General features: G+C 48.9%; 10 protein-coding genes. 8 read left to right on the forward strand and 2 right to left on the reverse strand.

Translation table 11 applies throughout. From position 1 onward, the window contains the following. The first annotated feature begins 274 nt into the window (after positions 1-274). The 3 genes from nifV (at position 275) to CFERDRAFT_RS00215 (ending at position 5,458) form a co-directional block, all read left to right on the forward strand. Positions 275-1,432 (forward strand): homocitrate synthase, encoded by a 1,158-nt coding sequence (gene nifV / locus CFERDRAFT_RS00205; protein ID WP_006365168.1) that lies wholly within the window; start codon positions 275-277, stop codon positions 1,430-1,432. 20 nt (positions 1,433-1,452) lie between these two features. Further along, positions 1,453-3,084, forward strand: a complete 1,632-nt coding sequence (locus CFERDRAFT_RS00210; protein ID WP_006365169.1) for a sigma-54-dependent Fis family transcriptional regulator — start codon at positions 1,453-1,455, stop codon at positions 3,082-3,084. A gap of 331 nt (positions 3,085-3,415) precedes the next feature. Further along, positions 3,416-5,458 (forward strand): ATP-binding protein, encoded by a 2,043-nt coding sequence (locus CFERDRAFT_RS00215; RefSeq protein ID WP_232209714.1) that lies wholly within the window; start codon positions 3,416-3,418, stop codon positions 5,456-5,458. Positions 5,459-5,475: 17 nt separating this feature from the next. On the opposite strand, the gene CFERDRAFT_RS00220 is transcribed toward CFERDRAFT_RS00215, so the two are convergent. Together CFERDRAFT_RS00220 and CFERDRAFT_RS12425 are read right to left on the reverse strand one after the other, a co-directional pair. Beyond that, positions 5,476-6,435 carry an aldo/keto reductase gene (locus CFERDRAFT_RS00220; RefSeq protein WP_006365171.1) on the reverse strand — a complete coding sequence of 320 codons (960 nt, stop codon included), beginning with the start codon at positions 6,433-6,435 and terminating at the stop codon, positions 5,476-5,478. 39 nt (positions 6,436-6,474) lie between these two features. After that, complete coding sequence (locus CFERDRAFT_RS12425) at positions 6,475-6,777, reverse strand: hypothetical protein (RefSeq protein ID WP_232209715.1); 303 nt, start codon at positions 6,775-6,777, stop codon at positions 6,475-6,477. Between the two features lie 753 nt (positions 6,778-7,530). On the opposite strand from CFERDRAFT_RS12425, the gene nifH reads away from it, so the two are divergent. From nifH to nifK, 5 genes are read left to right on the forward strand one after another with little or no spacing between them, the layout of a single operon-like run. Continuing rightward, positions 7,531-8,355, forward strand: a complete 825-nt coding sequence (gene nifH, locus CFERDRAFT_RS00230) for a nitrogenase iron protein (protein ID WP_006365172.1) — start codon at positions 7,531-7,533, stop codon at positions 8,353-8,355. A gap of 20 nt (positions 8,356-8,375) precedes the next feature. Next, positions 8,376-8,732: a P-II family nitrogen regulator gene (locus tag CFERDRAFT_RS00235; RefSeq protein ID WP_006365173.1), complete on the forward strand. Its 357-nt coding sequence runs from the start codon at positions 8,376-8,378 to the stop codon at positions 8,730-8,732. Next, entirely contained in the window at positions 8,732-9,109 is a 378-nt protein-coding gene (locus CFERDRAFT_RS00240; protein ID WP_006365174.1) for a P-II family nitrogen regulator, read from the forward strand. The genes CFERDRAFT_RS00235 and CFERDRAFT_RS00240 overlap by 1 nt, the downstream gene beginning before the upstream one ends. 37 nt (positions 9,110-9,146) lie before the next feature. Beyond that, a complete protein-coding gene (gene nifD / locus CFERDRAFT_RS00245) occupies positions 9,147-10,781 on the forward strand; it encodes a nitrogenase molybdenum-iron protein alpha chain (RefSeq protein ID WP_006365175.1) in 1,635 nt (544 codons plus the stop codon). 25 nt (positions 10,782-10,806) lie between these two features. Beyond that, positions 10,807-12,189 (forward strand): nitrogenase molybdenum-iron protein subunit beta, encoded by a 1,383-nt coding sequence (gene nifK / locus CFERDRAFT_RS00250; RefSeq protein WP_006365176.1) that lies wholly within the window; start codon positions 10,807-10,809, stop codon positions 12,187-12,189. Positions 12,190-12,198 lie beyond the last annotated feature (9 nt).

The raw sequence follows: 12,198 nt of genomic DNA on the forward strand, positions 1-12,198 counted from the left end.
TGCACATGCAATTTCCGGTCGGTATGACTCATACCGGGCATTTATCTCCAGCCGCTCCCTGCTCCAACAATCACTCCCCTCACCTGAAATAATCACCCCAAAAAGGCTATTTGGCAAAAATAAACACACAAATCAACATTATTGTCTGATTTATTACTATATTTTATCATATAGACCTGATTTATTTAGTGTAAAAAGGTAGATTGCCTAAATAAACACAATTACCACACCTTACTTTTTCCGACGTGACCTGTTGACTGAATAAAGGACTCTTATGCATACATCCGGCTCCATACCATTAAAATCCGGCATCAGACCCTGGATTATCGATACAACCCTGAGGGATGGGGAACAGGCTCCGGGTGTAGTATTCAGCAGTGCGGAAAAAATGGAAATTGCCCTGGAGCTGGCAGATACCGGCGTCAACGAACTTGAGGTAGGGTACCCTGCCATCAGTGAAGAGGAGCGCCAAAGCATCAGAAAGATAGTGGCCCGGCAGCTTCCGCTTCGTCTTTCATCATGGGCAAGGGCAAAATGGCAGGATATTGAGGATGCATGCCGTTGCGGTACTGAAGGTGTACATATCAGTTTTCCGGTATCAGCGCTCTACCTTCAGCTCATGGAAAAGGATTATGCCTGGGTACAGCAGCAGTTGCATGAACTCGTTCCGAGAGCAAAAAAATATTTCAACTATGTTACTGTTGGCGCTCAGGATGCAACAAGGGCGGAGCCGGAACTGCTGAAACAGTTTGTTCTTGATGCTGATGCATGCGGCGCAGACCGGATACGGATTGCCGATACGGTCGGCATTGCCAATCCGGTATCGGTTATGGCACTTGTCGGTCTCCTGAAATCAGCCAGTCCGGCGGCACTTGAATTTCATGCACACAATGATCTCGGCATGGCTACAGCCAATGCATTTACCGCTCTTGAAGCCGGATGCAGTGCCGTCAGTGTTTCGGTCACCGGACTCGGGGAGCGGGCGGGAAATGCTGCACTTGAAGAGCTGAGTGTAGCGCTTGAACTCTCCGGAAAGTATGATACCCGTATCGATATGACAAAGCTTTCGCGACTCTGCGCAACCGTCAGCAAAGCATCAGGAAGAGTGATTCAGGATCAGAAACCGGTTGTCGGAAAGTCCGCGTTTCAGCATGAATCGGGCATTCACTGCGCTGCTCTTCTGAAGCATCCACTCTCCTACCAGCCTTTTCTCCCGGATCAGGTTGGCAGGGAACATCACGAGCTGGTGATCGGAAAACACTCGGGAAGCGCTGCCCTGCAGCACTATTTTTCAGGTAAAGGGCTTGTAATAACAAGAAACGAAGCCAATCATCTGCTTCCGATTGTCCGGACAACAGCAAATGAAAAGAAAAGAGCTCTGAAAGCACATGAGCTTGAGAGGATTTACAGCACGTTAGCGGTAAAACAGTAAATATTCAGACCAGAGAGACTATGCTTATAGCCCAGGAACAGGATCACGGCAGTATCAGCCTGCTTGCCGAAGTGAGCAGAACCATCACCAATGAGAATGATATCAACAAGGTGCTGCGGCTTGTTCTCTTCATCATGTCCGAGCACATGGATATGCTCCGCGGGATGATTACCATTCTTAACCGTGATACGGGCGAAATTGTGATCAATGAATCATTCGGACTGACAACAGAAGAGAAAGAGCGAGGCCGCTACCGCATTGGCGAAGGCATCATCGGACAGGTTGTCAAAACCGGAAAAACCGTCATTGTACCAAGTATCAATAATGAGCCGCTCTTTCTTGATCGTACCCGCTCCCGGACAAAAGCAAAAAAAGAGAGCCTCTGCTTTATCTGTATTCCGATAAAAGCAGGCACGGAAATCATAGGAACCCTGAGCGCGGATCGACAGATTGAACAGGAACTGTCTCGCGAAAAATCAAAAAAATCAAAAGCCGGCGAAGAACGCATGGATATGCTGCAGCACTATGTTGACCAGCTCTCCATTATTGCATCCATGATCTCGCAGGCGGTCCGGCTGAAGCAGCTTGCTCATGAAGAGAACACAAAAACCACAGCAGTAGTCACCGGCAACGGAAAGCTTCCGCTCCCGAAACGGAAAAAGGATGAGATCGAAGAGGAGAGTATTTCGGAAGCCGAACGTCCGGCAAATATCATCGGCAACACCAAACCGATCATTGCGCTATTCAAAATGATCGAGAAGATTGCAAAAACCAACGCAACAACCATTGTGCTTGGAGAGAGCGGTGTTGGTAAAGAGCTTGTAGCAAGTGCCATTCACTTCAAGAGCCGGCGGTCGGAAAAACCGTTTATCAAATTCAACTGTGCCGCTCTGCCGGAGAGCATTGTTGAAAGCGAGCTTTTCGGACATGAGAAAGGCGCGTTCACCGGAGCATCGGCTACCCGTCACGGCAGGTTCGAGCTCGCGCATACCGGAACAATCTTTCTTGATGAGGTGGGAGAGCTGAGCCTTCCGATTCAGGCAAAACTTTTGCGAATTATACAGGAGAAGGAGTTTGAGCGGGTAGGCGGATCAAAAACCATCAAGGTTGATGTCCGGGTGATAGCCGCAACCAACCGCAATCTTGAAGAGCTGATCCGCAAGGGGCTCTTTCGCGAAGATCTTTACTACCGGCTGAATATCTTCCCGATTACCGTTCCCCCGCTCAGGGAGCGCAAAACCGATATTCTGCTGCTTGCCGATTATTTTGTGGAGAAATACAATACGGCCAACCATAAAGGGGTAAGGAGAATTTCGACAACTTCGATCGACATGCTCATGCGCTATCATTGGCCGGGAAACGTCCGGGAACTTGAGAACTGCATTGAACGGGCAGTGATCCTGAGCGAAGACAATGTCATTCATGGCTACCATCTTCCCCCGACGCTCCAGACTGCCGAATCCAGCGGAACACCCTATACAGGCTCCCTCCAGCAGAAGCTTGACGCGATTGAAAAAGAGATGATCATGGAGGCGCTCAAACGTACCAAGGGAAATATGTCACGTGCGGCCATGCAACTCGGGCTTTCAGACCGGATTATGGGGCTGCGTATAAAAAAATTCGAAATCGACTACCGGAAATTCCGGATGTAGCGCTTCCCCCTCATATTCTCCTGAAATACCTCCTGAACGAGTTGGTATCGTGGAATGTATTGCATAATTGCTCTTTGTGCTATAAATTTCACAGGTAGTGTACAACGATCACCAACGACAGGGCAATCCCGTCTCTATTCTATCGAAGCGACTTGTCGGCAGACAGCAACGGTATCAAAAGAATTTCCGGCAGAACCGGTTTGGAATCCGGTGATATGTAGGGAATTTCAACGACCACCCGCTATATTCTCAATAGCAGAAACCCTGAAGCTTTCGCCCCGCCATAAGAGCGGTTTGCGAGTACTGCATCAGCATAAGCAGTATTGAAAAGGTGTTGGAACGTAATAAAGAGACCATGAACCCCATTCCGAAAAACAGCACATCCGGTAATCAACTCACCCTTGAGATGGTTGATTTCAGACCCGAATGGCAATTTGAGGAGCATCAAACGGGTGTGTTCTACAAAAACGGGGTCATCCCCGGTCAACTCTTTCTCACGCTGCTTGGTGGAGATATTCAGCCTGAAAGTGCCAAAAAAGCACTTGCTGTGCTTGAAAACCTGTTTAAAAGCGGCGTGATCAGCAACAGTAACTATATCAGAATCGCCGATTACTCAGCCGTTTCACGAGCGCCGATCAGCACAAGAATGATCTATGCCAATGAACTGAACCGGTTAAACAGTGAATATCATTGCAGACCGGTTATCACCTATATCTGCGGAGCTTCCCTTCTTCTTAAAACAATGCTGCGCCTTTTTGCATCCTATGTAAAACAGCAGTTCATTTTTGTGCCGACACTTGCGGATGCCTTTACGCTGATAAACGCCAGAAAGGAGAAGAGCGGTTCAGAAAAATCGCATCAGGTAGGTATTACAACAGAGGATATTGAGCACTTTGCAGCCATGTGCGGTCATATCCTCTTTGACGAGTTCTATACTGTTGATGAAAAACAGAATATCGTCTCTCCTGACCATCCTCTTCATGAACTTTATACCATTATCTCCCTGCTGAACAATGATCTCAGGGAACTAAAAAAGACAGAAAAGGAACAGAAAGAGAAAATCAATGAATCCCTTGAAAATGCACGCATACTGAACAAAAAACTCTCCGAGAAGAAGAAGAGTCTGGAGGACAAGGAACAGATCCAGCGCATACTGATTGAAAGCCTGAAAAAATCCAGAGTAGAAGCTGAAATTGCAAACCGGGCAAAAAGTGAGTTCCTGGCCAATATGTCTCATGAAATCAGAACGCCACTGCATGCCGTAGTCGGAATGACAGAGCTGCTGCTCGATACCCCGCTCAACTCCACCCAGCGGCACTATACGGACACCATACAGGCCAGTACAAAACAGCTCCATCAATTGATCAATGATATTCTCGATTTCACCAAAATCGAATCGGGACAGCTTGACAAGGTAAAATCGCCGTTTAATCTTCGTGCCCTTTTTACTGAACTCTCCTCCATTTTGACGGGCAACGCAGAAAAAGCCGGCCTGCAGTTGAGCTTTATCATTCCCGAATCAGTTGCAGGAGATCTGATCGGTTACCCGATCTATCTGAAGCAGGCGCTCATCAATCTGATACAGAATGCCATCAAGTTCACCTACAAGGGGGGTATTGTTGTCCAGGTTGCAACCGAATCCGAAACTCCCGGTGAGATCACACTCCGCATATCGGTCAAGGACACAGGGATCGGAATCCCTGATGAGAAAAAAGAGCTGGTGTTCCAGCGGTTTACCCAATTGGACTCTTCGGCAACAAGAAAAGCGGGTGGAGCGGGACTCGGCCTGGCCATTTCCACACAACTTGTCGAGTTTATGGGAGGCAAGCTGAATCTCAACAGCCGGAAAAATGAAGGCTCCGAGTTCTGGTTTGTTATCTCTTTTCTGAAACCAGTCGAAAACAATACAATTCAGGAGAGTAAATCCGGCAAAACTCAGCACTCCGCACCTGTTTTGCCAAACCGGAACACCTCGACAGCAAACACCCGTATTCTGCTGGTTGAAGACAATATCATCAACCAGCAGGTTGCCGTTGCCATGCTGGACAAGCTCGCTATTCATGCAGATATTGCAGCAAATGGTATAGAAGCAATTGATGCCCTGAAAACAAAGCCTTATGCACTGGTGATCATGGACCTGCAGATGCCTCTGATGGGGGGAATTGATGCTGCCAAAAAGATAAGAAACGCCGGCACAGGAGTTATCAATGCCGATATTCCGATTATTGCCATGACCGCAAATGCAACGCAGGAGGACAAAATGAACTGTCAGAATGCGGGTATGAATGACTTTATCACGAAGCCTTTTGTCATCAAAAACCTTCGTGACATGCTGGAGAAGTGGATCCCGAGTGTTCAGGATATCGCGGAATAGATTTATAAACGAGCCCTTTACTTTGGCATTCCGGCAATATGCAGATCAATAATGCCGATCTCCTGCTGACTCAGCCTGAACTCCCCCGCGCCGATTATCCCCTCAACCTGGGAGGCATTGCGACCTCCGACTATCGCACCGGTAACCGCCGGGTTTCGCAGGGTCCACGCGATGGCCACCTCTCCCGGCGAAAGTTTATGGGGAGCACCGATACGCTTGAGCAGTTCAACCAGTTCGAGATTGGCCGATAGACTTGGCTCCTGAAACTCCTTGTTCTGGCGACGCCAGTCATCCGCTGAAAAGTTTGCTGCGCGTTCACGGGTCATTGCACCGGTCAGCATACCGGAAAGCATCGGTGAATAGACAATAACTCCGATGTTATGCTCCAGGCAAAACGGAAGAAGTTCAACTTCAGCGGCGGGTCGAAGCATTGAGTATGGTGGCTGAACTGAAGCTACCGGTGCAATAGCCATAACCCTCTGCAATTGAGCAACTGAAAAGTTGGAAACACCGATATGGCGAACCAGACCCTCCTCCCTGAGGCGGGCCATCTCCTGCCAACCCGCTTCCAAATCAGACTCCGGATTCGGCCAGTGGAGCTGGTAAAGGTCAATGGAGTCAACCTGCAACCGTTTCAGGCTCGCTTCACACTCACGCCGTATTGAATCCGGTTTGAGACTATTGGTAATCTGATGCTGCTCATTCCATACAAAAGAGCATTTGGTGAAAATATACGGTTTGTGCTTCATACCGGCGACAGCCCTGGCAACAAGTTCCTCTGAATGTCCAAGTCCGTAAACCGCAGCCGTATCAATCCAGTTGACTCCCAGCTCAACCGCATGCTGAATTGCCTCCACGGCATCGCCGTCATCCTGCGCACCCCAGCCATAAGCCCAGCCTCCGCCCCCTATAGCCCAGCTTCCGAAACCGATGGGAGTAATGCGCATATCCGTATTGCCAAGCTCTCTTTTATGCATAATATCATGTATTAAATTTAACACCTTAACTATCCCCGGTCACTTCCCGCAGCAGGAGCTATCCGACCCATCAGGACCCTGATGGCATCCGCACTCACAATTTTTAACATGCAGTGTACCAATGTCAAGTCGGGCAATTCTGGCTTTACCGATAACGAGTCTGCCGATAGCCAGTGCTCCGACAGCAAGTGCACCCACAGAAAGCGCTCCCAAAGCAAAGAGGCCGAAAGTGGTCACAGGTGAGGAGGTGCAAGCGACCGGCTTGAGGGGTTCGGCAGTTTGCGATTGCGAAATGGAACCGGAATCACTGCTGCAAAATTTTGCGCCTCTCTCTCCTTTCATGCCGGGATCGAGATGACGATGCAAAAAAGATTTCATGAGCAACGATAAATTTAATTGCATAACCGCCAGGTAAAAGAGCACACTATTATCATAACGCCTTTGAAAAGAAAATCCGCTCCCCTTTTTTATAAAAAAATAATTTTCCCGCCATCCACCCATACTCCTCACGGTTTCAGGGCCGTGATGAACGTACCGGCAATACCTATCCGGAATGCCTATCGTCATAGCGGCAATACAGAATCTTCTCAAGATGCAATAACCTACATTTATGTATTTTTTTATCTGAAATCAAGCATACGGACTCCGCAACACGCTCACGGCCTGACTCCTCTTTCATCATCACGCTCTGATTGCCGGTTGAGATAAAAATGTTCCTGTCTCATTAAAAATCAGGACAGTGTAGCCACTGCCATTTCCGGAAAGCACAGGAAAACTACACTTCCCACTGCATTTCATACAATTTTGCAGGTTTTCGGATTTTCATACAAAATTGTAGGTATTTCCAACCCAGAAAAAGAGCTGCTAACTTATAATTTACAATGCTTTAAAAGAAAATCACCTTCACAGAAAACCCCGAAACCCTCTCCCTGTGCGGAGTTATGAGCAACCCTGTTCCCGCGCTTCAACCATTCCGGTAAAAACACGAAGTCTGGCACGCATATTGCTAACTAATATCATAACTATTCAGGCTAATGGTTAATTACACCTGAATATCTTTCGAAGAAGGCAGCTATAACCTTAAATGTTACAAAAATGAGAAAAGTCGCTATTTACGGAAAAGGTGGCATCGGCAAGTCAACCACAACACAGAACACGGTTGCCGGTCTGGCTGAAATGGGAAAAAATGTCATGGTTATCGGTTGTGATCCGAAAGCTGACTCAACCCGTCTGCTCCTCGGCGGACTTCAGCAGAAAACAGTGCTCGATACGCTTCGCGAGGAGGGTGAAGAGGTCGAACTTGAAGATATCATCAAAGAGGGATACAGAAATACCCGCTGCACCGAATCCGGTGGTCCTGAGCCAGGCGTTGGCTGTGCCGGTCGCGGTATTATCACCTCGGTTAACCTGCTTGAGCAGCTTGGCGCTTTCGATGATGAATGGAATCTCGACTATGTTTTCTACGATGTTCTCGGTGACGTTGTCTGCGGTGGATTTGCCATGCCGATCCGTGACGGAAAAGCTGAAGAGATCTACATCGTCTGTTCCGGTGAGATGATGGCCATGTATGCAGCCAACAACATCTGTAAAGGTATCCTGAAATATGCCGATACCGGTGGAGTACGTCTTGGCGGCCTTATCTGCAACAGCCGTAATGTTGACAACGAACGTCAGATGATTGAAGAGCTTGCAAAAAAGATCGGTACACAGATGATTCACTTTGTACCCCGTAACAACTTTGTGCAGCGCGCAGAGATCAACCGCAAGACGGTTATTGAATACGATCCGACCCATGAGCAGGCTGATGAGTACCGTGCTCTTGCGCAGAAGATTCATGACAACAAGATGTTCGTTATCCCCAAGCCGCTTGAAATCGAAGAGCTTGAAGCGCTTCTCATTGAATTTGGTATCGCTAACTAATAAACACGGAGTACACACACATGTTAATGATCAGAACAATCGTAAGGCCGGAAAAGGTACATCAGGTCATGCAGGGGCTGCTTGAAGCAGGCTTCCCGGCTGTTACAAAAATCTCGGTTGTCGGACGTGGAAAGCAGCGCGGACTTCGTGTCGGTGATGTTGTCTATGATGAAATCCCCAAAGAGATGCTGATTGTGGTGGTTCCGGATAATGACAAGGATTTCGTGATCCGGGCCATCATCGAGAATGCAAAGTCAAGCGGTGAAGGAAAATTCGGTGACGGCAAAATCTTTATTTCAAGTGTCGAAGAGGTCTACACCATCAGCAGCGGTGAAAAAGAGACCGAACCGTTGCTCGCAACAGAAAAGGAGGCCTGATGAAAGAGATTATTTCAGTAATCCGGATCAACAAGGTAAATGAAACCAAAAAGGCGCTTATCGATGCAGGCATCCCGGCATTCACCGCAACCGGAAGGGTTATGGGACGGGGAAAAGGCCAGGTTCATTTCGACATTCTCAAGGGAGCCGAAGCAGGACATCCGGAGGCAATCGCTCAGCTTGGCGGTGCACCGAGGCTGGTGGCAAAAAGAATTGTGACCATCGTCGTTCCTGATGAGTTGTGCAGCATGGCAATTGAGACCATCATCAAGACTAACCAGACCGGCAATCCCGGTGACGGAAAAATCTTTGTGACGCCGATTGTCGAAACAATAAGAGTCAGAACCGGTGAAGCAGGCGATGAAGCGCTGAATTAATGCAGAACATTTAACAGGTGTAAAAGGAGAGAGTTACATGGAGGCGAACACACATTTTCCGGATCCTTCCCAGGTTAGGGAGGAGCTGATACAAAGATATCCGACCAAGGTCGCAAAAAAGCGGGCAAAGTCGATTATTGTTAACGATCCTCAAATAATTCCGGAAGTACAGGCCAACGTCCGTACCGTTCCGGGAATCATCACACAGCGCGGCTGTTCCTATGCCGGTTGTAAAGGTGTGGTACTCGGACCTACCCGTGATATCGTCAACATCGTTCACGGCCCGATCGGGTGCAGTTTTTATGCATGGATGACCCGCCGTAACCAGACGAGGCCAGAGTCATTGGAGGATGCCAACTTCATTCCCTACTGTTTTTCAACTGACATGCAGGAGGAGAATATCGTTTTCGGTGGTGAAAAAAAGCTGAAACAGGCTATCCAGGAGGCTTACGACCTCTTTCACCCGAAATCCATCGCTATTTTTTCAACCTGTCCGGTTGGTCTGATCGGTGATGACGTTCATGCAGCTTCGAGAGAGATGAAGGAAAAACTCGGCGACTGTAACGTTTTCGGTTTCAGTTGTGAAGGGTACAGGGGCGTCAGCCAGTCTGCCGGCCACCACATAGCCAACAATGGTGTTTTCAAGCACATGGTTGGACGCGACAACACCCCGAGTGAAGGCAAGTTCAAGCTGAACCTTCTGGGCGAATACAACATTGGCGGTGATGCTTTTGAGATTGAACGCATTTTCGAAAAAGCCGGCCTGACCCTGATCTCGTCGTTCAGCGGCAACTCGACGGTGAAGCAGCTTGAAAACTCTCACATGGCTGATCTTAACGTCATCCAGTGTCACCGCTCTATCAACTATATGGGCGACATGATGGAGACCAAGTATGGAATCCCGTGGATGAAGGTCAGTTTTGTCGGTGCCGAATCATCAGCAAAGTCATTGAGGAAAATTGCCGAGTACTTTGGTGATGAAGAGCTCAAGGCAAAGGTTGAAGCGGTAATTGCCGAAGAGATGCCGAAGGTAAAGGCGATCATCGATGAGATTCTGCCAAGAACAAAGGGAAAGACAGCCATGCTCTTTGTCGGCGGCTCAAGAGCACACCACTACCAGGATCTCTTTACCGAACTTGGCATGACAACCGTTGCTGCGGGTTATGAGTTTGCTCACCGTGATGACTATGAAGGCCGCGAGGTGCTGCCAAACATCAAGATCGATGCCGACAGCAAGAATATCGAGGAGCTGAAGGTGGTAGCTGATCCGGAGCTCTACAACCCGAGAAAAACCGAAGCGGAACTTGAAGCGCTCAAGGAGAAGGGTCTTGAGATCAATGGCTACGAAGGCATGATGAAGCAGATGACCAAAAAGTCACTGGTTGTTGATGACCTGAGCCACTATGAGTCTGAAAAGCTGATCGAGATCTACAAACCCGATATCTTCTGCGCAGGTATCAAGGAGAAGTATGTGGTACAGAAGATGGGTGTTCCTTTGAAGCAGCTTCACAGCTACGACTACGGCGGACCATATACAGGCTTTGAGGGTGCAGTGAACTTCTATAAAGATATCGATCGCATGGTAAACAACCCGGTATGGAAGCTGATCAAGGCTCCATGGGAAAAAGCCGGAAACGGTGCAGCGCTCGAAGCCACTTACGTTACACAGTAATCAGGAAAACGGAGATTATTCCATTATGCTACTAAGACATACTACAAAAGAGGTTAAAGAGCGTGAAGGGTTGACCATCAACCCGGCAAAAACCTGCCAGCCGATCGGTGCGATGTATGCCGCTCTCGGTGTTCACGGCTGTCTGCCTCACAGCCACGGCTCTCAGGGGTGCTGCTCCTATCATCGCAGCACCCTCACCCGCCACTATAAGGAGCCTGTAATGGCGGCTACCAGTTCTTTTACCGAAGGTGCATCGGTGTTCGGAGGCCAGGCAAACCTGCTGGCTGCCATCGAAACCATCTTTTCGGTCTATGATCCCGATATCATTGCCGTGCACTCGACATGTTTGAGTGAAACCATCGGTGATGACTTGCAGCAGATCACAAGAAAAGCAAGGGATGACGGGAAAATTCCGGAAGGAAAGCATGTCATTTTTGCCAGCACCCCAAGCTTTATCGGTTCACATGTTACCGGTTATGCAAACATGGTGGCCGGCATAGCCGATCAGTTTGCAGTTTCAACCGGCAGCAAGAAAAACCAGATCAACATTATTGCCGGGTGGATGGAACCTTCGGACATGCGTGAAATCAAGCGTCTGTCAAAAGAGCTCGGTGTAAACATTGTGCTCTTCCCTGACACCTCTGACGTGCTTGATGCACCGCAGACCGGAACACATGTTTTCTATCCGAAAGGCGGAACAACTGTTGCCGAACTTCAGAGCACCGGCGACAGCCTCTCTTCGCTTGCCCTCGGAAGTATCAGTGCTGAACCGGCAGCCATTGCACTGGAAAAGAAGTGCAAGGTGCCGTTTGAAACACTTGACATGCCGATAGGCCTGAGAGCAACAGACCGCTTCATCATGGCGCTCAGCAAGGCCGGAAATGTAACGGTACCCGATGAGATCACTGCTGACCGGGGACGTCTTGTCGATGTCATTGCTGATATGGAGCAGTACCTCTACGGGAAAAGAGTTGCGCTCTTCGGCGACCCTGACCAGATCATTCCGCTGACCGAGTTCCTGCTCGACCTGAACATGAAGCCGGTTCACATTGTCAGCGGTACACCAGGGCAGCGTTTTGAAAAACAGATGCGCCAGATTCTTGATGAGCGCTCACCGGAGACAAAGTTCAAGAATGGCATTGGTGCAGATATGTTCCTCCTGCATCAGTGGATGAAGAATGAACCGGTTGACCTGCTGATCGGCAACACCTACGGCAAATACATGGCCCGTGACGAAGATGTTCCGTTCATCCGCTTCGGTTTCCCGATTCTCGACCGTATCGGCCACAGCTACTTCCCGAGTGTCGGGTACAGCGGCGGCCTGAGGCTGGTTGAGAAGATCCTGACCGCCATTCTGGATCGCCAGGACAGGGATGCACTGGAAGAGAAGTTTGAACTGGTGATGTAATCTTCAGCT

Origin of the sequence: Chlorobium ferrooxidans DSM 13031, assembly GCF_000168715.1 — a bacterium.
GTDB classification, from domain to species: Bacteria; Bacteroidota; Chlorobiia; order Chlorobiales; family Chlorobiaceae; genus Chlorobium; species Chlorobium ferrooxidans.